At 56.7% G+C, this 22,293-nt stretch carries 19 protein-coding genes and 1 pseudogene; 8 read left to right on the top strand and 12 right to left on the bottom strand.

Going from position 1 to position 22,293, the window contains the following annotated elements:
* The 7 genes from ASD00_RS24195 to ASD00_RS24165 form a co-directional block, all read right to left on the bottom strand.
* The coding region (locus ASD00_RS24195) for an electron transfer flavoprotein subunit beta/FixA family protein (RefSeq protein WP_057209563.1) at positions 1–728 on the bottom strand (728 nt) is incomplete at its 3' end.
* Between the two features lie 281 nt (positions 729–1,009).
* The gene (speB, locus tag ASD00_RS24190; RefSeq protein WP_063963338.1) at positions 1,010–1,954 is read right to left on the bottom strand and encodes an agmatinase; all 945 of its coding nucleotides are present in this window, start codon (positions 1,952–1,954) and stop codon (positions 1,010–1,012) included.
* 99 nt (positions 1,955–2,053) lie between these two features.
* Positions 2,054–3,070, bottom strand: a complete 1,017-nt coding sequence (locus tag ASD00_RS24185; RefSeq protein ID WP_057209540.1) for an ABC transporter ATP-binding protein — start codon at positions 3,068–3,070, stop codon at positions 2,054–2,056.
* Position 3,071: 1 nt separating this feature from the next.
* The gene (locus ASD00_RS24180; RefSeq protein WP_244496115.1) at positions 3,072–4,106 is read right to left on the bottom strand and encodes an oligopeptide/dipeptide ABC transporter ATP-binding protein; all 1,035 of its coding nucleotides are present in this window, start codon (positions 4,104–4,106) and stop codon (positions 3,072–3,074) included.
* On the bottom strand, positions 4,103–5,044 hold the full coding sequence (locus ASD00_RS24175) for an ABC transporter permease (RefSeq protein WP_057209534.1): 942 nt from the start codon (positions 5,042–5,044) through the stop codon (positions 4,103–4,105). The genes ASD00_RS24180 and ASD00_RS24175 overlap by 4 nt, the downstream gene beginning before the upstream one ends.
* The gene (locus tag ASD00_RS24170) at positions 5,041–5,979 is read right to left on the bottom strand and encodes an ABC transporter permease (protein ID WP_057209560.1); all 939 of its coding nucleotides are present in this window, start codon (positions 5,977–5,979) and stop codon (positions 5,041–5,043) included. The genes ASD00_RS24175 and ASD00_RS24170 overlap by 4 nt, the downstream gene beginning before the upstream one ends.
* 12 nt (positions 5,980–5,991) lie before the next feature.
* Positions 5,992–7,584, bottom strand: a complete 1,593-nt coding sequence (locus ASD00_RS24165; RefSeq protein ID WP_057209532.1) for a peptide ABC transporter substrate-binding protein — start codon at positions 7,582–7,584, stop codon at positions 5,992–5,994.
* A 197-nt stretch (positions 7,585–7,781) separates the two neighbouring features.
* Between ASD00_RS24165 and ASD00_RS24160 the strand changes: the two genes are divergently transcribed.
* From ASD00_RS24160 to ASD00_RS24150, 3 genes are all read left to right on the top strand, one after another.
* Entirely contained in the window at positions 7,782–8,660 is an 879-nt protein-coding gene (locus ASD00_RS24160; protein WP_057209529.1) for a MurR/RpiR family transcriptional regulator, read from the top strand.
* 176 nt (positions 8,661–8,836) lie between these two features.
* A complete protein-coding gene (locus ASD00_RS24155) occupies positions 8,837–9,814 on the top strand; it encodes an ornithine cyclodeaminase family protein (RefSeq protein WP_057209528.1) in 978 nt (325 codons plus the stop codon).
* A gap of 84 nt (positions 9,815–9,898) precedes the next feature.
* A complete protein-coding gene (locus ASD00_RS24150; protein ID WP_057209525.1) occupies positions 9,899–10,696 on the top strand; it encodes a M55 family metallopeptidase in 798 nt (265 codons plus the stop codon).
* A 650-nt stretch (positions 10,697–11,346) separates the two neighbouring features.
* Here the strand turns inward: ASD00_RS24150 and ASD00_RS24145 are convergent.
* The 4 genes and pseudogenes from ASD00_RS24145 to rocF all read right to left on the bottom strand — a co-directional run bounded on the left by ASD00_RS24145 (position 11,347) and on the right by rocF (position 17,014).
* Positions 11,347–13,004: pseudogene (locus ASD00_RS24145) on the bottom strand (FMN-binding glutamate synthase family protein).
* Positions 13,005–13,590: 586 nt separating this feature from the next.
* The gene (locus tag ASD00_RS24140; RefSeq protein ID WP_082523708.1) at positions 13,591–14,127 is read right to left on the bottom strand and encodes an NUDIX hydrolase; all 537 of its coding nucleotides are present in this window, start codon (positions 14,125–14,127) and stop codon (positions 13,591–13,593) included.
* Positions 14,128–15,047: 920 nt separating this feature from the next.
* Positions 15,048–16,094, bottom strand: coding sequence for an ornithine cyclodeaminase (locus ASD00_RS24130; protein ID WP_057209520.1), 1,047 nt, complete (start codon positions 16,092–16,094; stop codon positions 15,048–15,050).
* Positions 16,094–17,014, bottom strand: coding sequence for an arginase (gene rocF, locus ASD00_RS24125; RefSeq protein ID WP_057209517.1), 921 nt, complete (start codon positions 17,012–17,014; stop codon positions 16,094–16,096). The genes ASD00_RS24130 and rocF overlap by 1 nt, the downstream gene beginning before the upstream one ends.
* A 116-nt stretch (positions 17,015–17,130) precedes the next feature.
* Here rocF and ASD00_RS24120 point away from each other — a divergent pair, with 116 nt between their 5' ends.
* Positions 17,131–17,568 (top strand): Lrp/AsnC family transcriptional regulator, encoded by a 438-nt coding sequence (locus tag ASD00_RS24120; RefSeq protein ID WP_057209514.1) that lies wholly within the window; start codon positions 17,131–17,133, stop codon positions 17,566–17,568.
* A 267-nt stretch (positions 17,569–17,835) separates the two neighbouring features.
* Here the strand turns inward: ASD00_RS24120 and ASD00_RS24115 are convergent, their stop codons facing one another.
* Entirely contained in the window at positions 17,836–18,708 is an 873-nt protein-coding gene (locus ASD00_RS24115) for a LysR substrate-binding domain-containing protein (RefSeq protein WP_057209510.1), read from the bottom strand.
* Positions 18,709–18,978: 270 nt separating this feature from the next.
* On the opposite strand from ASD00_RS24115, the gene ASD00_RS24110 reads away from it, so the two are divergent.
* The 4 genes from ASD00_RS24110 (at position 18,979) to ASD00_RS24095 (ending at position 22,145) form a co-directional block, all read left to right on the top strand.
* A complete protein-coding gene (locus ASD00_RS24110; protein WP_082523707.1) occupies positions 18,979–19,746 on the top strand; it encodes an ATP-binding cassette domain-containing protein in 768 nt (255 codons plus the stop codon).
* Positions 19,747–19,819: 73 nt separating this feature from the next.
* Positions 19,820–20,551 carry a transporter substrate-binding domain-containing protein gene (locus ASD00_RS24105; protein WP_244496120.1) on the top strand — a complete coding sequence of 244 codons (732 nt, stop codon included), beginning with the start codon at positions 19,820–19,822 and terminating at the stop codon, positions 20,549–20,551.
* Positions 20,552–20,626: 75 nt separating this feature from the next.
* Positions 20,627–21,340 carry an ABC transporter permease subunit gene (locus ASD00_RS24100; protein WP_057209503.1) on the top strand — a complete coding sequence of 238 codons (714 nt, stop codon included), beginning with the start codon at positions 20,627–20,629 and terminating at the stop codon, positions 21,338–21,340.
* An 85-nt stretch (positions 21,341–21,425) separates the two neighbouring features.
* Positions 21,426–22,145, top strand: coding sequence for an ABC transporter permease subunit (locus ASD00_RS24095; RefSeq protein WP_348272074.1), 720 nt, complete (start codon positions 21,426–21,428; stop codon positions 22,143–22,145).
* The last annotated feature ends 148 nt before the right edge of the window (positions 22,146–22,293 follow it).

The raw sequence follows: 22,293 nt of genomic DNA, 5'->3' as shown, positions 1-22,293 counted from the left end.
AGCTCGGCCACCGACTTGACCTTGATGCCGGCCTTGCGGCCTTCCGGCTCCTCGGTCTTCAGCACCTTCAGCCGCGCCGTGGTGTCGACGCCGAAGTCGGCAGGGGTCTTTTTGTCGAGCGGCTTTTTCTTCGCCTTCATGATGTTGGGAAGCGAGGCATAACGCGGCTCGTTCAGGCGCAGGTCGGTGGTCACCACCGCCGGCAGCTTGATGTCAATCGTCTGCAGGCCGCCGTCGACCTCGCGCGTCACCCTTGCTATGCCCTCTGGTGCCTTGCCGTCACCGATCTCGACCTTGGAGGCAAAGGTGCCCTGGGCCCAGCCCAAGAGCGCCGACAGCATCTGGCCGGTCTGGTTCGAGTCATCATCGATCGCCTGCTTGCCGACGATGATCAGCCCCGGCTGTTCCGCCTCGGCCACACCCTTGACGAGCTTGGCAACAGTGAGCGGTTCGACCTCGTCGTCGGTCTCGACCAGGATCGCCCGGTCGGCGCCCATGGCCAGCGCCGTCCGCAGCGTTTCCTCGGCCTTGGCCGGACCGACCGAGACGACCACGACCTCGTCGGCCTTGCCGGCTTCCTTCAGCCGCAGCGCCTCTTCCACCGAGATCTCGTCGAACGGGTTCATCGACATCTTCACATTGGTCAGCTCGACACCCGAGCCGTCCGCCTTCACCCGGATCTTGACGTTGTAGTCAACCACCCGCTTGACCGTCACAAGTATTTTCATGTCTTTCGTTCCCAAGTTGGAAATGCCTTATCAGCATCGGTTCGGATCCATGGCGTCGAACCCGATCTTTGACAGGCGGGGCTGGATGCACGTGGAATCGCAGATAAGTGCCGCTGCAATTTCCCCAATTGCAGGCGAGGTTTGAATTCCAAAACCACCCTGCCCTGCCCGGCGGTGCCCCCTCCGATGATCAGTACTTCACAAATATCGGTCACACGGTTCTCCGGTTCGACCACATACGTTATCGCGAGACCCTGATAGGGCGGGCTTAAAACCAGAACCTAGGGGCCACGCCGCGCTGCCTGCGCACAGAGGTGTTCAAGTATAATCGACGCCCCCAACAAAGCGGTGATCTCGGAATGATCAAACGGGGGGCAGACCTCCACAACATCCATGCCAACGATGTTGAGGTCCGAGAGGCCCCGGATCGTCTCGATGACATCTCTTGGCGACAGTCCATCGACAACGGGGGTGCCCGTGCCAGGCGCATAAGCCGGATCGACGCTGTCGACGTCGAACGTAAGGTAGCACGGCATTTCACCCACGGTTTTCTTGATTTCTTCCACCAAACCTCGAGGTCCGAGATCACGCGCGCGCGGGCAGAAAATAACGTTGATCTCATCGTCCATCGCGTAATGAGTACGGATGCCGATCTGGATAGAGTTCTGGGGGCTGATGATGTTCTCATCCATGGCATATCGTACAAATGAGCCATGATCCAAATACTCTGACCTGGCGGTGTCTCGATGCGCATCGAACTGGATAAGCGCCACAGGTCCGTGAACGGATGCATGCGCTTTCAGCAGAGGATAAGTCACTGAATGATCCCCTCCAAGCGTGATCAATCGTGTTCCGGCTTCCAGGATTAATTTAGCTTGTTGCTCGACATTCTTGAGCATCTCAGCGGGCTGGCCCCGTTGATAAAAAACATCGCCATAATCGATAACGGCGAGGCGATCAAAAGGGTCGAAATCCCAAGGCCAGACCTCGCCCCAAGCCAATTGCGAACTGGCATTGCGCAACGCATCCGGGCCCAGTCGTGCACCCGGCCTTCCAGATGTTGAAAGGTCATAGGGTACACCCAAGATGGCGTAATCGACGCCATCAAGCTGCCGTGTCTGGCGTCGCCTCATGAAACTCCTTGCGCCGGAATAGGGCATTTCAGTTTCTGTTCCAAAAAGGGAATCATAGTCGAAGGCCTGATCACCCGGTCGAATTCTGGACACTTTTCTTCCTTCACTGTGGGCTAATTAATGAGCATGGCCGTTATGGAGCTCATCATTGGAATCATCGAACTTTGCGGGACTGCAGTGACCTATGAGGGGTCATGCCTCCAATAAAACTTCCTCTTTATCGGCTACCCAGCATGCCACTTTCCGTAACCCCGTCGCCGTAAGAGGCGGACGCTGATCAATGCACTTTTCGATTTTGGAACTGCATCGCGGACAAAATGGACATCCGATCTGTTTGTCCGCCAAATCCGGCGGCCGTCCCTCAATTGAGACCAGACCACTTTCTAGGCGCACGTCGAGCGGTGGAACGGACTTGATAAGCGCCGAGGTATAAGGATGAGAAGGCGCAGAAAAAACCTCCGATACCGGCCCCTCCTCAACGATACTTCCGGCATACATCACAATCACACGCGAGCAGAACTCCGATACCAGTGCGATGTTATGGGAGATGAATACGATTGACGAACCGGTTTCTTGGTTCATCTCTTCAAGGAGCTCGATTATTTGCGCTTGGACAGTCACATCAAGAGCAGTCGTCGGCTCATCTGCTATGATGAGCTTGGGCCTATTCACGGTCCCCATGGCGATAACGATCCGCTGACGCATGCCACCGGAGAACTGATGTGGGTATTGTTCTGCACGAATGGTGGGCTCGGGAATTCGGACGGACCGCATCATATCGACGGCTGCACGGGTCGCGGTTCCCCTTGGTACAATTTTGTGTGCCTCGATCGTTTCGGCGACTTGGCGGCCTGCGGCCATCATTGGATTCAAACTTGCAGCCGGGTCTTGAAAGACCATGCCGATCTCGTTGCCTCGCAGTTCACGCATTTGGGTTTCCGATAAGGTCAACAGATCTTCACCCAAGAACTGAATGCTGCCACTAACCGGTTTTGCCCCCGGGCTGAGCAGCCTCATGATGGAAAGCGCTAATGTTGACTTTCCGCATCCGGACTCCCCTACAATGCCGACCCGATCGCGTTCGCGAACTTGGAAAGAAACGCCGTTCACCGCGTGAAGAAGACCGTGTTTGCTGTCGATATCGACAGACAAGTCTTGTACCGAAAGCACGACGCCACGGTCGGTAGGATGTGCCGCTTGATCGAGCATTCTAGTCTCCCGTCTTCGCATTAACGGAGTGTTGGAAATGGCAAGCCGCTTGGTGGTTACCTTCGCCCGCCAACATCGGATCGACCGTCGAACAGATCTCCGGTGAGTGGAGCTTTTCCTTGAGCCAACACCGCGTATGAAATCGACAACCCGACGGCAAATTAATTGGGGAAGGAGGATCGCCCGCCAGGGGGATCGGTTTACGCCTAGTGGCCGATATCGACATCGACGGCACAGCGGATAATAGAGCTGCCGAGTAAGGGTGGCGTGGCCCTGAAAAAAACGAGTCGGCAGATGCTATTTCAACAATGCGCCCGAGATACATGACTGCCACCCGGGACGCCATTTGGCGGACGACGGCCAAGTCGTGGGATATGAACACGTAGGTTAGGTTTAGCTTCTTTTGCAACGAGACTAGCAAGTTAACGATTTGCGCCTGGACGGACACGTCGAGTGCACTCACAGGTTCGTCACAAATTATGACCTTCGGATTGGCTGCCAGCGATCGCGCGATGCCTATTCGCTGTCGCTGCCCACCACTGAACTCCCTGGGAAATCGAGAATACCCCGAAGGTCCGATCGAGACGAGATCGAGAAGTTCGTAGGTTCGCGCCTGACGCTGTGCTTTAGCGGCTCCAGCGAGAAGCAACGGTTCGGAGATTATCTGCCCCGCTCGTTGCCTAGGGTCGAGGCTGCTATACGGATCCTGGAAAACCATCTGAAGGTTTTTTCTGGCAGCTCGCAGATTGCGGCCCTTCATGTCACTGATGGTCGAGCCGTTCAGAAGAACTTTCCCGCTGCTCGGAACTTGCAGCATGCATAATGTTCTTCCCAGGGTGGATTTTCCACAGCCGCTTTCACCAACGACCCCAAGGGTTTCGCCGCGATGCAATTGGAGGCTAACGCCGTCCACCGCTCGCACACCATTGCTGAAGAGGACGTGGAGGTCTCGCGCTTCCAGCACCGTATCCACGTCGCCGGGCGAGAGATTGTCTTTGGGTTGAGCAGATGATGACTTTCTTGAAAGACCTGTCACGACGCAGCTCCATGGCGGCCAGTAAAGGAGGGATCAAAATGCTCCCGCAAGGCATCCCCAATTACGTTGATAGAAAGCAGGGTGATCCCGACCGCAAAGGCTGGCATTATGAGCAAATGAGGATAGGACTGCATCGATCGCACGCCTGATGCAATCATCGTCCCCCAGCTTGGGGTCGGCGGGTCAACGCCTATTCCGAGAAAGCTAAGACCAGCCTCAAGTAGAATGGCGCTTGGAACAACGAACGACGCCGCGACAATGATCACGGGCAGACAGTTCGGCAAGATGTGACGGAACATCACGAACATATCGGACGCGCCAGCCAGCCGGGCAGCGGAAACATATTCCGCCGACCTCAACACGGTGACTTCCGCACGCACGAGTCTTGCGCAAACGAGCCAAGACGTGAAACTCAACGTTAGGAAAACCCCGAACAATCCCCCCGACAACTTGTATAATGTGACAATGGGCGCGAGAAAAACGGTCGAATTGTTGCTTAACTGCCCTTTCACAATCCCGGCAATCAATATTGCGAACAACGTGTCTGGAAAGGCATACATGCTGTCGACGAAGCGCATGGCGAGACTGTCGACCCAACCCCGTTTGTATCCCGCAGTAGCACCCACCGCGATCCCGATCAGAACCGCCGCAATGGTGGATGTCGCGGCGACAAGAAGAGACACACGTGCACCGACCGCAAGGCGCGCCAGCATGTCTCGGCCCAGTTCGTCCGTGCCAAACAGATGTTTCAGACTGGGCGGCGAATTTCTGTGAAGCAGGTCCTGCCGATAGGCATCATGCGGCAATAGGGAGGCCGATGCCGCAAGAACGGCTATAAGGGCAAGGAAAGTCACAGCGACGGCCAACCCGGGTCTAATCCTAAAGAAAGCAGGAAGCGCGCCAAAAATCTTCCTCGGCGCCGACAGCGATATCGTCATCGCATATCCTCACGGGTTCGCGGATCTATGATGAAATGGGCCACGTCAACAATGAGATTGCACGCGATGACAATCACGGCGTAGACCAATGTTGTGGCAATGATCACTGGATAGTCTCTCGCGGAAACTGCCAGCACAAAATACCTTCCAAACCCAGGCACGCCGGCGATCGACTCGACAAAGAAAGAGCCAACCAGCACGGATGAGGCATAGGAACCGGCGACCGTCACAACAGGAACTAGGGCATTTCTCAGGATATGGACCGTGATGATTCGCCGCCGTTGTACCCCCTTGGCCAGGGCGGATCGGATGAAATCCTTGTGCATGACCTCAAGCACACTATTTCGACTATAGCGGGCGATCGCAGCCATGGGGGCGAGCGCTAGCGAAATAACCGGTACTATTGCGGATATGGAAAACAGCCCTTGCCAACCAAAAGTTGGAACCAGACCGAGGCCGACCCCGAGCGTGACGATCAACACAGCCGTTATGATGTAGGTGGGGACGGACACGCCAAACGTACAGAAGAAGAGTATGCCGGTTTCAAGTGCTCTTGAGCGAGTAAGGGCTGCAATGATGCCAAGCGGGAGCCCAATGATTATAGATACGGCCATCGCCATAGATCCAAGTCCGAGCGACGTCGGCAAAAATCGCTTCACGATCTCGGTGACGGATTGTGTCGGATCACGGAAGGTGGGGCCTAGATCACCCTGAACAGCGCCCCAAAGATAGTCGACATATTGTACATGCAGCGGCGCATCCAGATTGTATTTCGCGTCAAGAGCCGCCTTCGCAGCCGGCTCCATAGGACGATTGGCGCTCGCTGAATCCCATGGTGACCCCGGGGTAAAATGAGCTATGACGAAGGTCACCGTGTATACGACCAAAAGGGTCGGAATACTGACCAGTATTCGTTTCAATACAAACGCGAACATGTCTCGCCCCACTTATTTCGCAATTACGGCATCGCGGATGGGGTAGAGAATGAGAGTTGTGTCGGGAACGAGGTTGGTTACATAGGGTTTGACGAGCCAGAGGGTCGTGCGACGGTAAAGCGCGCTCATCGGCTGTTGATCTTCGAGGATCTTGTTTGCCTTCCGATATGCCTCCACTCTTTTTGCATTGTCCGTCGTCGTCTTTGCTTGCTCGATCAGCGGCCCAAACTCCGGGTTCTGGAAGTGGGTGTTGCGATAATCGTCAGTGACCAGATCACCATACCAGTTTTCCGGATCGGCGTAGTCGGATACCCAAGTGCTAGTCAGGACATCATAGGGCTCGCTCTTGCGGGCGTTTACCCAGGCGGCAAACGCTTTCGATTCCATGATATTAATGGAGGCGTTTATCCCTAGATTTTCAGACCACATTTGTTGCAACAGCTGTGCGACGAAGGGCTGCGAGTCGCCGTCGCGAACAGTGATCGTGAAGGGCGGAAAACCTGCGCCGGATGGATAACCGGCCCCGGCCAGAAGCTCACGTGCGGTATCGACATCTCCTTTAATGGCGTCACCATCGCTGGCACCAGCGATCCCGGGTGGGACAATCGTCGATGCCGCCTCTGCCGTTCCGTCGCTGATGACAGATGAAAGCGCGTCTCGATCGATGGCAAGTCCGAGGGCCTGTCTTACATCTCTATTGTCCCAAGGAGCATGAGACGTATCGTATTGAACCCACCATGTGCCGGACTCTGGATGCGTAATCAGCTGCTTGCTCAAAGTAGCATCCCCACGTATCCGCGGTATGTCTTGCACGGGAATGCAGGTTGCAAAGTCAATCTCGTCGGCTTCAAACGCTCGGAGCTGCGCCTCGCAGTGATCGCCTGAGGCAACCGACATCTTGATGCTGCCGATAACTGGCTTCTTGCCCGCATAATAGGGGTTGGCTTCCAGTTCGATCGACTGATCATTCACGCGAGCCGCCAGCTTGTAGGGGCCATTAGAGACAATATGCGCCGGAAGCGTCCACTGTTCGCCCCATTTAGTGACGACGGCTCGTGGAACCGGGGTTACATAAGGAAGCGCGAGTTTCGCAAGGAACGCGGGCGCCACCCGCTCAGTGTCTATAACGAGAGTATACTGGTCGACGGCCTTGATATGGACAGTAGATGCATCTGTTGTTTTGCCGGAATTGTAGTCTGCAGCACCTTTGATTTCCGTCAGAAATTGCGCGTTCCCACTCGCAGTATTCGGATCAAGGATGCGCTTTAGGGAATACTCCCAGTCCTGTGCAGTTACCGGTTCTCCATCAGACCATTTGTTTTCTGGCTTTAATTTTATGGTCCACGTCAGTCCATCCTGAGACGTTTCGATCGACGAGGCCTGCAAATAGACGAGCTTTCCATCGTTGTCGATTTTAGCGAGCGGCTCGAACAATTGCGTCTGGATAGTAATTGCCCCGTCGTCAACAAGATTGGGATCCATGAAGCGCGGTTCCGGAACGATCATCCGTAAAGTTGCGTTTTCGCCGGCATAGAGCGACGACGGAACCAGCGCCGCCGTGGACAGGGCTGCTAGCATGGACAGGACAAGAATATTTCTCTTCATTTTGATCCCCTTTTTCAGGGCGCGTCACGGCCCCTTTCGTCGCACCCTATTTGCACTATTTCTAAAGTCAATTACTATGGTGATAGAAAACTTTCAGTTTGACAGGCTTTTGCCGCCTCACTATAGCCAGACAGTGGAAACAGCGTGAAATATTCCTTTCTTATGGCGTCCCATTGTAAAAACATTTCAGGCTTCAGATGTCAGCGAATACGGTAGAGCAGCGCCTCAACGATCGCCTCGTTAACGGGTCGAAGGCGGAGCGTCTTATCGCCACCTATATGTTGGCCAATATTTCTGGGCTTCCATTCGACACATCCGCGTCGATTTCAAAACAGGTTGGGGTAAGTGAACCAACGGTCGGGCGTTTTTGCCGCGCTCTTGGATATCAAAGCTTCAGGGCTTTGAAGGCGGATCTGCAGCATGACATTGGTGGGGGGCCGTGGCTGCTCGGGGACCGACTGAAGGAATTCCACAATCGAAGTAAGAACGGAGAGGATCTGCTAGGTCGTGGCCTGGAGTTGGAAATAGCGAGCCTTGTACGGATCTACGAGCTGTCGCGAACTGAACAGTGGGCTCGCGCGGTTAACAGGCTTGTTCATGCACAGTATGTTTTCGTGGCAGGGTTCCAGACGGAACGCGGGTTGGCGCAATACTTCGCAAATCAACTCCTATATCTTCGTCCGAATGTTTATGTTGTCGATATCGCGGGCGGAAATTTCGCCGATGTATTGCTGAACGACAAAACCAGTTCGACGCTGGTTACATTCGAAGCCCGTCGGTACTCACGGCTTTCAAAGTTGTTAGCCAAGCACGCTAAATCACGCAGCATCCCCCTGACGCTCATAACAGATGCTTACTGCGACTGGGGCCACGACCTCGCGGACGAAATGTTCATCGTGCCCACGGACTTCAATATGTTCTGGGATTCAACGGCCCATTTTGCGAACCTCGGCAACCTCCTGCTGAACTCCGTTTTCAATGAGCTTGGTCCGCTGGTGGAAGAGAGGCTTAACACGGTAACCCGCCTACACGGCGACTTCACTGGGTACGTTGGTGACGGCCCTCCACAAGAATAGACGTTATCACTGACGCCAAACCTGCTCGCCGTCTTCCGGTTCAAGAAGCCCTGCCAGGGTCGGCCGCTGACCAATAGAGTGAACGCTACACGTGGCTTTCGGCGGCGTGTTTTGCGCGTTTTCTGCCCCTGTCTTGGTGCGCAGAAACGTTAGTTGCATTTGAGGAGTAGAGATGAATGGACACGACTAGAAAGAGTGCCCCCCGCACAATACCAATTTTTGGAGCAGAGGAGACTGCGCGAGCGCTTGAGTTCAGGAAGCTAATCCCTGCTATCCGCGACGCATTCGCCGTGGGCGCCAAAGTACCGCTCCGCCACCATCATGAAATGCCGCAATCTGACGGCACGGAGGCTACACTCCTGCTGATGCCCGCTTGGCAGCCCAATGGTGGCGTGATCGGTGTCAAGATCGTTACCGTTTTTCCGGGAAACACCCAACGCCAGATACCAGGCGTCCATTCGACATACCTGCTCTGTGATGGAGAGACGGGTGAGCATCTGGCCATAATTGACGGCAACCAAATCACCGGGCGGCGTACAGTGGGTGTCGCCGCTCTCGCCGCGTCGTACCTGGCGCGAGACGACGCCGAGAGGCTGCTGATCGTCGGCGCCGGTCGAATAGGCTCCATGGCACCGTTCGCATATCGGGAAGTCCGCCATATAAGCGATGTTAAAGTTTGGGACGTCAATCGCGCGAACAGCGTTCGATTGGTCCAGGCCTTAGCTGCGGACGGTATGACAGCGTCTGTGGCCGATGATCTGGAAGAGGCGGTTAGCAACTCGGACATGATCAGCTGCGCCACACTCTCAACTGAACCTTTGATCAAGTTGGAATGGATGCGTCCGGGGACCCACCTCGACTTGATCGGAAGTTTCACACCTCAGATGCGCGAGGCGGACGACGCGTGCTTCGCAACGGGGTCTGTTTACATTGACTCGCCCGATGCCCTTAAAGAGAGCGGTGACCTTATCAGTCCGATCGAAAGGGGCATTCTGCAAGAGAAGGACATCTTAGGCACACTATCTGATCTTTGTTCCGGGGCCGTTCCCGGCAGACGATCGGATGATGAGATCACCGTCTTCAAAGCTGTGGGCACCGGTCTTTCAGATCTCGCAGCCGGTGCTCTCGCTTATCGGGAACTCTCGAAAGCCTGAGCCCTGTTCTGCGACATCGCCCGCCCAAATCGATTGGTTGCCGCAGTCGATGTCCGAGATTCTTTGAAACACGAGGGAACAATAATGAAGGTTTTCATCAGCGCAGATATCGAGGGCACGGCGGGGATCACCGCCTGGGACGAGGCCAAGAAGGGGCACCCGGAATGCGAGGAGTTCCGCGAATACATGACCGACGAGCTGGTGGCGGCCTGCGAAGGTGCCAAGGCGGCCGGCGCCAAGGAGGTCGTGGTCAAGGACGCGCATTCGACCGCGCGCAATCTCATCCTGTCGAAGCTGCCGGCCTATGTCAGCATCGTCAGGGGTTGGAGCGGTCACCCCGATGAGATGATGTTCGGCATCGACAAGAGTTTTACGGCAGCCCTCTACACCGGCTATCACAACAAGGCCGGCACCGACACAAACCCGCTCGCCCATACGCTGACCGGCACGGTGTCGCGGCTTTTGATCAACGGCGAAGTGGCGTCGGAATTCACGCTGAACGCGCTTTGCGCCGCCCGCTACGGTGTGCCGTCGGCGTTTCTTTCGGGCGACGCCGGCATGTGCGCCGAGGCCAAGGCGATCGTTTCCGGCATCGGCACCGTTGCCACCAGCGAAGGTTTCGGCCCAGCGACGAAGTCGCTGACGCCGAAAGCTTCGGTTGCTGCCATTCGCGAGGGCGTGGAGAAAGCGCTGTCGGGTGATCTCAAGGGCTGCCTGCCGAAACTCGCCGACCGTTTCGAACTGGTCGTCGAATACACGACCCCGATCGAGGCCTATCGCGGAAGCTGGTATCCGGATGTCGAGCATGTCGCCGCACGCACGTTGCGCTTCGAGGCCAAGGACTTCTTCGAAATCCAGCGCGCCATCCGCTTCATCGTCTAGCTTGCCGCTGGCAGCTCGGGCACCACCCGTTGGTGCGTGGGTCAGGTGCTGAGCCGCATAAGGCATTGACTGCTCGACCTAAGTCGTGGCCTTCCTATGCCGGCATACGATCCGGGTGGAAGGCCCATGGCGTCCGCACCGTCGCACAGCAAGCGATCGAGCGCGTTGGCATGGGCGGCGCGAACGGTCGCGATATGCCGGTCGTGCAGTCATGGCTACGCGGCCTGAACCGGTCAGGGTGACACCCCTTCCCTTGAAGCGCAGCCGTCACGATAGTTCAATTGTGCATGGTCAGGCCGACTGGCGATCAGCAGGGCTGTGGTGCAGAACTCAGTTCCATCCCTCTACACACCCTGCACGATTGTCCCGACGCGCCCTGCTACAGCCGCCATCGCATGCTTTGCGCCCAGTCGTTTGGCAATCTACGCAGGCTAGCTTCTCACCCACGTTGAGTTGCCCCAATATTCGTGCCGGTAGCCGCTTGACGCAATACTCTTCGGAGTATTGCGTCAAGCGGCAGGGCAAATGCCACCGATTACGCACCGATTTCCGGTGCCCCCGTGCCATAAGGACCCATTAACCCCCGACGCAGGCCCGGGCAGCAACACCAGCTTGTTTTGCCCCAACCGTGGACATCTTTTGGTGAAACCTCACGCGGCGTTTCGTTTTCGAAACGGCCCATGCGGGATTTCCGGCGGTGCGAAGCTGTCGGCGCTGGCGCGGTCCCAGCGATCGTACCAGTCGGCCAGTTCAGAGATTTCTTTGCCCGACACGAGGAAGCCTTCGGGCAGATAGGGATAAGCTTCATTGCCGTCGAGGAACTCGTTGTCCTTCTGCCGGAACATGAAGTGGTAGGGCATGAAATTGCTCGGGTCGTTGAGACCGGCAGCACCCGCGATCTCGCCCAGCGCCCGCATGGTGTTGCGATGGAAGCGGGCGACGCGATCGCTCTTGTCACCGACATCGATCGCACGCTGGCGCATAGGATCCTGAGTGGCGATCCCCACCGGGCATCGATTCGTGTGACAGGACTGCGCCTGAATGCAGCCGATGGCAAACATGAAACCACGCGCGGCGTTGCACCAGTCCGCTCCGAGTGCCAGAGTGCGGGCAATATCGAAGGCAGACACGATCTTTCCCGCGGCACCGATCCTGACCTGTTTGCGAATACCGGCTCCGCGCAATGTGTTGTGGACGAAGGTGAGGCCCTCGAGCATTGGCATCCCGACACGGTTGGCGAATTCGACCGGGGCAGCACCCGTCCCACCTTCCGCGCCGTCAACCACGATAAAATCGGGAACGATGCCGGTCTGAAGCATGGCCTTGACCATGCTCATGAATTCACGCCGGTGGCCAATGCACAATTTGAAGCCTACCGGTTTGCCCCCCGAGAGCTCCCGGAGGTGACCGACGAACCGCATCAGGCCGATCGGCGTCGAAAACGTGCTGTGTGCCGCAGGCGACGTGCAATCGATCCCCATCGGAATGCCGCGCGCTTCGGCGATTTCGGGCGAAATCTTCGATGCCGGCAACATGCCGCCGTGGCCCGGCTTCGCCCCTTGGCTCAGCTGATCTCGATCATCTTGATCTGGGGGTCCGCGGAAAGCCGGGCAAACTTCTCCGGAGAGAACCGGCCATCGTCGTCCCGGCAGCCGAAATAGCCGGACGCGACCTGATAAATTAGATCTCCGCCGCCCTGCCGGTGGTAGCGGCTGATGCTGCCTTCACCGGTATCATGGGCGAAACCGCCCTTCCGCGCTCCAGTATTGAGGGCAAGTATGGCGTTTGCCGACAGCGAGCCGAAGCTCATGGCCGAGATATTGTAGAGGCTTGCATCGTAGGGCTGCTTGCAGGCCGGGCCGCCGACATGCACGCGGAAATCCGTATCGGCAATGGCAACCGGCGTCGCGGAATGGGTGAGCCACGCATATCCGGAACCGTAAACATTCTCGATGGTACCGAAAGGCCGCTTGTCCTCCTGGCCCTTGGCACGCTGGTAGACGAGGTCGCGATCCTGCCGGTTGAACGGAACCGCGTCGTTATCGCTTTCGATAATGTACTGGCGGATTTCCGGCCGGATGCTCTCCAGCAGAAAGCGCAGATGCCCGACCACCGGATAGTTGCGCAAAATCGCGTGCTTGTGCTGGCGCAGATCGTGAAGGCCGAGAATGAACAATGCGCCGCAGATCGCGGCAACAATGAACAGCCAGCCGTTGTACAAAAGGGCGCCGCCAAGGGAGGCGAATGCGGCCGCTCCGACACAGAAGAACACTGCATACCGTTGATTAGAAAGGAGAGCCTTTACCATGATGTCTGATCCGAAAATCGAAGGTATCGAGGGAAAATCTGTATATGGGGGTGCTCACAAGCACATGGCGGCGAACGGTACGGCCGCTACCAATAAACCATCCTTGTGTAACCAAATGTTTATCGGGCGGTAAAAACGGCCGGTCGTTCGCCGCTGTCTCAGGCGCTTAGAAGCTTGCGGCTTCCAGTTTCTCGATCAACGTCGACGGATTTCAGGCACACCGTCAAGGCGGTGCTTTTTACCGGCACCTGAGGCGGTAGGGATACGGCGAGCCCTTGGTAGGTTCTCGGCCGCCCAATGCTTGAAACGGGGCAGTCTGTTCGGCGGTTGATCGGAAAAGTGTGACTGTACTTAAAGCCCATTGCTGGCTCATTTCTGGAAATCGACAACGCGCCGACGCGAAGGATGCGTCCGCCGTTACCCGCAAGTTTCAATGTTGAATTGGGGCAACATCCTGGCGCCACTCTTGCCGTCGCGGTCAGTCGCGCCAGGCTGTCAGCGTTTGGCGCTGACCCGGCGATAAGGGAGGGGAAGGATCCGCCCACGAGAGCAGGCAACTAGGATTGTCGAAAACATCACCTCTACCTCACCTCCCACCATTTTGCGGTTCGCTGGACGGGCGTTCCAGTCCGCCCAAACCGTCGGAAGGTCTAAGACGCTCCGGTGCAGCATCGAGGGTCTTCACGAACGCGGCGAGCTCCGCGTCGTCGAGCTTGTCCGCCGCCGCGCCGAGGGAAAACCAGCGCCGCTGCCTTTGCGCCTTCTCCCGCCAATGGCTTAACGTTCCGCGCACGTTCATGCCAAACACCGTGACGCGGCAGGGAACTTCCGAACCGTTACCCAGTGCCTTCAAGTACCGATACTCAGTCACCGGCGCAGGATCAATCTCACCAAAGATGCCGGCCTCCTCGAAGGCTTCCCGCGATGCCGCTACAAGGAGCGAACGACCCTTCATCGGCCACCCTTTGGGAACGATCCATCGGCCCCGCCTGCGCGACGTGATGAGCATCACCTTAGGCTCGCCATCACGCCGGATGCGCCAGGGAAGAACGCCGACTTGCTGCAATTCATCCGTCCTGCCGGCGTCAGAGGCATGATCGTCAATTTTCGTCGTTGGCATCATTGTGCCGCTCCCTCGCCGAACAGGGAGAAAACCGGTCGATGCACACAGGACAACCGCGAACGATGCTGGAAATACGGGAGACGGAGACAACTGGCGTCTTGCACCAGGGGCAACGGCTCGCCGCACGGAAGGCGCCGGTCACAGGTGACGCAGATCGGCCCGGATCGAAACAAAGGCATGGATACACTCCATCGGTGCGCCGCATATGCGACGCGAAATGAACCGCACTGTTCGATAGCGTGGTTCCCCGGAGCGGCGAGATCTGTGGCGGCGTTACAGGATCAAAGCTTCCAGCTCCGGGTTAGGGAGCGCGCTTGATCGCGTAGCCTCGAAATTCTGACAAACGTTTCCATGCACATGGCGTGGACTTGGTCATTGAATGCGGCAATTTCAAGAGAGGCCTTCCAGCAGAGCTCCGACAGACCCATCACCAGATCAGTGTTGTCTGCCAACGGAACATACGAATTCGAGGTTATCAACAGACTCCCTTCTGCTAGCATCGAGGTTGTTTTGACGGACATCCATTTGCAAGCCCAACATGATCATTGACGATACAGAATTCGATGCGACATTGTTGCTCGGTTTGGCCGTGCCGTCGCTGGGTCTGCAGGCTACGAACGGCACAACCGTCAATCACCATCATCGATGAAATCGATTCCTTCGCCCGATGCCGAGGCGAAGGGCCTGGCCTGGTGGGGCATTCCGGCTCAGCGTCGCGCGGTGAATCGACCAAGCCGACGGACGGTGCGCCGTGCACCAACCAATACCGGCAAAGCGCGACCCCACGCTCTCCCAATGACAGGTGCCGCCCGGAGAGCAGCGATCCGGACTTCGTAGGGGTGGACCTCGCTGCCGGCAGATGCTTCAACCCCTGAGCGTGCCGCGCCGCGACCGCGACTTCGTCACGCCCGGGACCTAGTTCATGCAGCCGCGCGGAGCAACATACCAAATAGGTCGCGCGGTTCGTCTGGATCTGCGAGCAGGTCGAGATTTTCGAACAGCGGGTGTTCCTGAAGCTTATCGCGTACGTACCGCAACGCCGAGAAGTCTTCAGTTGCAAACCCGACACTGTCGAAAAGCGTTATCTGTTCAGCGCCTGCTCGTCCAACCGCCTTTCCGGCAATAACTTCCCAAAGCTCTTTGACCGGGAAGTCAGCCGGCATCTGCTGGATTTCTCCTTCGATGCGGGTCTGCGGCGGATATTCGACAAAGACTTCCGAGCGCGTGAGGATGTCCTTTTGCAGCTCGGTCTTCCCGGGGCAGTCGCCGCCCACGGCATTAATATGAACGCCGGCGCCGACCATGTTGTCAGAAAGGATCACAGCATTCTGCTTGTCAGCAGTTACGGTCGTGACGATATCGGCGCCTTCGACCGCCTCTTGCGACGCTGAACAAACTGTGATTTCAAAGCCATAGCCGCGGAGATTGCGGCTGCAGCGATCGCTAGCGGAACGATCGATGTCGTAGAGCCGCAGTCGGTTAACACCAAGCAGTGCCTTGAAGGCTAGGGCCTGGAATTCGCTTTGCGCTCCGTTTCCAATGATAGCCATTGTCCGCGAATTCTTGCGCGCAAGGTGCTTGGCTGCGACGGCCGAAGTGGCTGCGGTACGCAAGGCAGTCAGGATCGTCATTTCTGTCAAGAGAAGCGGGTAGCCGTTGTCAACGTCCGAAAGCACGCCAAACGCGGTCACTGTTTGACGTCCGGACTTCGTGTTCTTCGGATGTCCATTCACGTATTTGAAGCCGTAGAGTCTACCGTCGCTCGTAGGCATCAGTTCGATCACGCCATCATGAGAGTGAGCTGCGACCCGCGGGGTTTTATCGAAGCTCTCCCAGCGCAGGAAATCTTCTTCCACAAAAGCGCTGAGTTCCTTCAAAAATGTTTCCACGCCGATCGCGTGGACGAGCTTCATCATGTTGTCGACACTGACGAAGGGGACGACATTGAGGTTTAATTGGGCAGCCATCAGTAGCTCCTTGTCGGGCGGTCCATGACCTTACGCCCCATGAGACTTGCGGTTAGATCGACCAAGAGGGTGGCCGTGCGCCCCCGCTCATCGAGAAATGGATTGAGTTCAACCAAGTCGAGGCTCGTCACCAGGCCGCTGTCATGCAACATCTCCATGATGAGGTGAGCTTCGCGGAATGTCGCGCCACCGGGCACGGTCGTCCCGACCGCTGGAGCGATAGAGGGGTCGAGAAAGTCGACGTCGAGGCTGACGTGAAGCATCCCGTTATTCGTTTCCACTCTCTGCAAGAAAGTGCGAAGGAGAGCAGCAACGCCATGCTCGTCGATCATTCGCATGTCGTTGACAGTTGCATCGGTTTTCTGGATTGCCGCATGCTCCAGGGGATCGACGCTGCGGATACCGATCATGCAGAGGCGGTCTGTAGGAACCGGAGCGTGTAGCGCTGGATAGTAGTTTTCAAAACCTGATCGTCCTGTGAAGTAAGCGACCGGCGTACCGTGAAGATTTCCGCTTTCAGTGGTCTCCAGCGTGTGAAAATCGGTGTGCGCATCAAGCCAAAGCACGTAGAGGGGGCGTCCGATTTCTGCGCTTCGGCGCGAGATACCCGCTACCGTTCCTGCAGACAACGCATGATCGCCACCAAGGAAGATCGGGAAACCGTCGGCGCTCTCGCGATATGCAGTCTCGGCCAAGACTTCGGTCCAGCCCGCAATTTGGGGTAAAAACCTGACGGCGGAATTTGGGTGGCGGAGATCTCGAAGCGGTCCTGGGTACACATTCCCCAGGTCGATCACCGAGTGTTGCAGAGATTCTAGGGTCTCGGAGATGCCCGCCGTACGAAGGGCGCTCGGCCCCATTTCACAGCCCAGGCGAGATGCGCCGTCCTGAAGGGGGACGCCAATAAGTTTGCAATGCATGTTGATTTCTCCTTACCCAATAAGAAGCACGCCGGAGCGGCGGTTTGAAGAATCTAAATTGCCAAATAAATCAGAATGGCTTATCAAAACGACAGTTTAATGTGCCGAAATGACAGATGGATAACATTGACCTCAAGCTGATTACCTTGCTCCGGCACAACGGCCGTAAAAGTGTGACTGATTTGGCCATGGCGCTGGGAGTGTCGCGGGCGACGATCCGGAGCCGTATGGACAAGCTCCAGAATGACGGCAATATCCTTGGCTACACAGTTATCTTGCGAGCGGATGCAGTCGAGCTTCCAGTCCGCGGTATCATGATGATAGAGATTGAAGGGCGGGCCGCGGAACGCGTCGTGGACATGCTTGCGAATTTCCCGGAAATATCGGAAATCCATACGACGAACGGGCGCTGGGACTTGATCGTCGAGCTCGGAGCAGGAACACTGAGCGAGCTAGACTCCGTGCTGCGGCGAATTCGTCACATTCCAGGGATTTCCGGCAGCGAAACGAACCTTCTGCTTGCGACCCCACGTAGCACAAGTGCGAGGCTCTGAGCGAGCCCAGTGACTCCAGCGGAGAAGTCACACCTTCCGCTACGAAACGCGCGCGGGTAAAGGAGGGCCTCCGACCTCAACGAGGCCTGCAACGGTTCACGGCAATCTTCTCAGCTTAGAAGCCTCTTTGCCCAACCCCGCTCTAACCATTCAGCAAATGCCACCCGCCACCATCGTCTTGATGTCGCAGTGGAACATCGCAACCTTTGCGACGGCATGAAAACAGACCATAGACAAGAGCCTAAGCTGCGCGCTGGATGATTGCCCTCAAAGCGAACGTAGCCACTGCAGGAACAGCGCACATCGTTCCGGCATCGATGCTTCATTCTTAGTCACGATATAATATGAGAAAGGCGAACGAACCACCTGAGGAAATGGCCGGACCAGCGCGCGTGATCGCAAATCCTGTCTCGATGTGATGTTGTCGCCGAGGGCCACACCCAAGCCTGCCTTCGCCGCATGCAGCAGCTGCAGTACATCGGGAAATCGATGGGAACGGAAGGTCTCGATCTCGCTTACATTGTGAGCGACAAGCCATTTCGCCCACAGTGACCCACCGTCTTCGTGCAACAGAGTGTGTTGCCTGAGATCGATGAAGTTCTGCAAAGGTGCATCCCCTTCCGCAAGCTCTGGGCTGCACACGGGAAACAGAAGCACCTCCTTCAGCAACGTCACGTGCCGGTCTTTCCAAATCGGATCACCAAAGCGCACGACGATGTCGTGACCGTCACTGTAGACATCCTCCGCGTCATGGGAAGTTTGCACGTTGAAGGTAACATTTGGATAGAGATTACAGAACGCATTGAGTTGGGGGACCAGCCATCCGGCCGTGAGTGCCGGCGGTAGAGACAGATTTATCGGGCCTTCAATGGAAGAAGAACTGATCGCCTGCGAAGATTCCCCCAGAATATCAAGAGCAGCCGTAACGCTGGCCAGCACCCGGCGCCCACTTTCTGTCAAGCGAACGCCGTTTGGCAGACGCTCAAACAGCTCACTGCCATAGAATTCCTCCAACTGCCGGATCTGTTTGCTGATTGCGCTGTGGGTCAGGCGCAGCTCCTCCGCAGCCCTGGTGAAACGCTTGTGGCGCGCTACGGCCTCCATTGCCCTGAGTGCTTTTAACGGTGGAAGTTTGCGCATGATGCCAACTTGCTGGGGTGAATTTTTTTCACATGAGGCGCTCAATTAATTCGTTTGCACAAGAAAAATCAACCCGATAATCCTGGCCGCGAGTTTTCGGACAGTCGCCTTTGCATGACTGGGCAACGGGGCGGAGAGCCCCGGGGCTTCTTCAGTCCCAACACGAACTCAACGACGACATCCTCGGTATCGGAGCGGAATTGCTGGCGCGAACGGCCGAAGCAAGCCTGCAAGAGACAGAGCATGGCCGGAGCGATCAAGGAGGTAGGAATGGAACCGCATGCACTTGAGATATCCAATTTATACAAGCACTTCGGACCGCTTGAAGTCCTTAAAGGTGTCTCGCTGACCGCCAACCAAGGCGACGTGGTTTCGATAATTGGAGGTAGCGGCTCGGGCAAATCTACGCTCCTGCGCTGTATCAATTTCCTCGAAACGCCAAGCGACGGATCAATCACAATCCATGGCGAGCAGATCGCATTGCGCCGGGAAAAAAGCGGCTCTCTGGTTCCCGCGAACCGCCGGCAATTGCAGCGGATCCGGTCGCAGCTGGGGATGGTGTTCCAGAATTTCAATCTGTGGCAGCACATGACCGTCCTGCAGAACCTCATTGAGGTTCCGATCCGCGTTCTGGGTGTTTCGCGCGACGAGGCCGTGGTTACCGCCGAAGACCTTCTGCGTCGTGTCGGCCTTCATGAAAAACGCGACACCTACCCGATCTTCCTTTCCGGCGGCCAGCAGCAGCGGGCCGCAATCGCCCGCGCCCTCGCAATACAGCCTCTCGTCATGCTCTTCGATGAACCGACGTCAGCGCTAGATCCGGAACTGGTCGGCGAGGTACTTTCCGTCATCCGCGATCTCGCACGCGAGAGACGCACGATGATCCTGGTCACGCACGAAATGAAGTTTGCAAGGGAGGTCTCAAGCCATGTCGTCTTCCTGCACAACGGTTTGATAGCCGAGCAGGGAACACCGGCGGAAATCTTCGGCTCGCCTCAATGCGAGCCATTGCAGAAGTTCATCAGCGCCATCCACTAGCCTTAGAAAAACGAAAGGGGAACCAATGAAAAATTTCGTGAAAATTGTTGTCGGTACTTGTGTTGCAGGCCTCATGTCGATGAGTGCCGTATTCGCCGAAACCGTGAAGGTCAGCTGGGCCGCAGAACCCTACCCACCCTTCACCTCGCCTAACGCTTCAGGAGAGTGGGGCGGCTGGGAAGTCGACTTCATGAATGCAATCTGTGCAAAGGCAAATCTTGATTGCGTTATCACGCCTGTAGCTTGGGACGGCCTCATTCCGGCGCTGACCAGCAAGAAGATCGACGTGATCATTTCGTCGATGACGATCAGCGACGAGCGCCTGAAGACGATCGACTTTTCCGACAAGTATTATAGCTTAAGACCCGCGATCGTCGGCCTCAAGGATATAAAGCTTGATGCGACGCCCGAAGGCCTGAAAGGCAAGGTCCTTGGGCTGCAAGTCTCTTCGGTCCATCAGCGTTACGCGCAGAAGCACTTCGGCGACGCTGTCGCAGACATCAAGGAATACCAGACACTCGACGAGGCGCAGCAGGATCTTGCTGCCGGACGCATCGACGCCATCCAAGCAGATGCCTTTGCGCTCAACAGCTTTCTGAAAGCTCCGGCCGGCGCGTGCTGCGAGCTGAAGGGTGATGTCGCCAAGGATGAAGCCATTCTAGGCCACGGTATCGGTGTCGGCCTCCGAAAGGGAGACACGGCCCTGAAGGAAAAGATAAATGCCGCAATCGTAGCGATCCGCGCCGACGGAACCTATGAAACGATCACCAAGACCTATTTCGACTTCGACATCTACGGCGATTAACAATCTCTGCGGACAAAACGGCCAGGCGAGAACCTGGCCTGCAAGCAAGGATGAAAACGGAAAGGTCTAAACAAGGTGTTTGATATTAGCCTTTTGTCGCTCACTCCGCCGGGGTGGGGCGCAACTCTTCTTGGCGGCTTCGCAAACTCGCTGATGCTTGCTTCGGGCGGCTATGCCATCGGCCTCGTCATCGGCGTGGCCGGTTCCGCGGGCAAACTCAGCGGAAATGCTTTTGTCGGGGGCCTCCTTGATACCTATACCACTGTCGTTCGGGCTGTACCGGAACTGATTCTCATCCTCTTCCTCTATTACGCCGGCACCGACGCGATCAATCAGCTGCTTGCGGTATTAAATATGCCGCCGGTTGATGTCAGCGGACTTGCCGCTGGCATAGTGGTGATCGGTGTCGTGCAGGGGGCCTATTCTATCGAGGTCCTGAGGGCGGCGATACTCTCCGTTCCCCACGGCCAGATCGAAGCTGCCAAGGCTTACGGCATGTCCCCTGTCCAGATTCTTTGGCGCATCACATTGCCGGCCATGCTGCCCTTCGCCATACCGGGCCTATCGAACCTCTGGCTAATCGCCATAAAGGATACAGCGCTGCTCGCTGTGGTCGGGTTTGGCGAACTCACGCTTGCCACACGGCAGGCTGCGGGCACGACAAAGGACTATTTGCTCTTTTTCTCGGCCGCTGCGGCCATGTACCTGGCCCTCACGCTTATCTCCAATTTTGTCATCAAGCTCGTTGAGCACCGTGCAAGCAGAGGATTGGTGGTGATCCGTGCCTAACGTCCAGAACCTTGCTGTCCGGCGAACTCCATCTACCTGGCCTTCTTCGCAGGTAAATTTGCAGAGGTTCCTAAAAGGCGCCACGTTGATCCTGTTGCTCGGCCTCGTCGGTTACTACGGGCGATGGGACTGGGTCGCAGACTACTGGGGCCGACTGTTGCACGGAATCGCCGTTACGCTGATCTTGCTCGTTTCCAGCAGTATCATAGGCTTCCTGCTGGCTCTGCCGCTTGGCGTCTTCCAGGCTGTAGGCCCCCGGATGTTGGCCTGGCCCTCAAAAGCCTTCTGCACCGTGATCCGCGGAACTCCGCTCTTGCTGCAGCTTTGGATGCTCTATTATGGTCTCGGTGCAATTTTTGCACAGTATCCTGAAATCCGATCGTCTTTCGCCTGGCCGTTTCTCCGAGAGGCATGGCCCTATGGTCTGATCGCCTTGGTATTTTCCTTCGCGGGCTATGTGGGCGAAATCATGCGCGGCGCTTTCGCCGGCGTACCGAAAGGAGAACTGGAAGCGGCGCGCGCCTTCGGAATGAGCCGGCGACAGGTGTTCTTGAGAATATGGCTGCCGCGCGCGGTTCAGCGCGCTTTGCCGACACTAATCGGCGAAACGATTCTTCAGCTGAAAGCCACGCCGTTGGTCGCAACCGTAACCGTGATCGACGTCTTCGCAGTCATCGGCAAGGTGCGACAGGACACCTACCTGATCTATGAGCCGCTTATCCTGCTAGCCCTGATCTACATCATTTTGACAACCATCCTCACGCGCCTGCTGCTGCTTATCGAAACACGGGCAATCCGGCGTTGAGCCATGCGTACGAGAATTGAGACTATGCGTTTTCAAACAAACCTCGACAAATGTACGCGCGTCGGCTTCGCACTCGTCCGCGACAGGGCAAATACTGAAGCAGACGCACTGGCGGCGGACTGCGAAACATCTTACGCGTATTCGGTTT

Origin of the sequence: Ensifer sp. Root31 (assembly GCF_001424825.1) — a bacterium.
Taxonomy (GTDB): Bacteria; Pseudomonadota; Alphaproteobacteria; order Rhizobiales; family Rhizobiaceae; genus Ensifer; species Ensifer canadensis.
The sequence above is the reverse complement of the archived record's forward strand: the minus strand, read 5'-3'. Positions and strand labels throughout refer to the sequence as shown.

Coding starts and splice junctions, on each gene's coding strand:
- ASD00_RS24115 (WP_057209510.1), bottom strand. CDS start 18,708: ATGCGCAAACTTCCACCGTTAAAAGCACTCAGGGCAATGGAGGCCGTA.
- ASD00_RS24105 (WP_244496120.1), top strand. CDS start 19,820: ATGTCGATGAGTGCCGTATTCGCCGAAACCGTGAAGGTCAGCTGGGCC.
- ASD00_RS24110 (WP_082523707.1), top strand. CDS start 18,979: ATGGAACCGCATGCACTTGAGATATCCAATTTATACAAGCACTTCGGA.
- ASD00_RS24160 (WP_057209529.1), top strand. CDS start 7,782: ATGTCAGCGAATACGGTAGAGCAGCGCCTCAACGATCGCCTCGTTAAC.
- ASD00_RS24140 (WP_082523708.1), bottom strand. CDS start 14,127: ATGATGCCAACGACGAAAATTGACGATCATGCCTCTGACGCCGGCAGG.
- ASD00_RS24155 (WP_057209528.1), top strand. CDS start 8,837: ATGGACACGACTAGAAAGAGTGCCCCCCGCACAATACCAATTTTTGGA.
- ASD00_RS24185 (WP_057209540.1), bottom strand. CDS start 3,070: ATGCTCGATCAAGCGGCACATCCTACCGACCGTGGCGTCGTGCTTTCG.
- ASD00_RS24175 (WP_057209534.1), bottom strand. CDS start 5,044: ATGACGATATCGCTGTCGGCGCCGAGGAAGATTTTTGGCGCGCTTCCT.
- rocF (WP_057209517.1), bottom strand. CDS start 17,014: ATGCATTGCAAACTTATTGGCGTCCCCCTTCAGGACGGCGCATCTCGC.
- ASD00_RS24170 (WP_057209560.1), bottom strand. CDS start 5,979: ATGTTCGCGTTTGTATTGAAACGAATACTGGTCAGTATTCCGACCCTT.
- ASD00_RS24165 (WP_057209532.1), bottom strand. CDS start 7,584: ATGAAGAGAAATATTCTTGTCCTGTCCATGCTAGCAGCCCTGTCCACG.
- ASD00_RS24130 (WP_057209520.1), bottom strand. CDS start 16,094: ATGGCTGCCCAATTAAACCTCAATGTCGTCCCCTTCGTCAGTGTCGAC.
- ASD00_RS24120 (WP_057209514.1), top strand. CDS start 17,131: ATGGATAACATTGACCTCAAGCTGATTACCTTGCTCCGGCACAACGGC.
- ASD00_RS24150 (WP_057209525.1), top strand. CDS start 9,899: ATGAAGGTTTTCATCAGCGCAGATATCGAGGGCACGGCGGGGATCACC.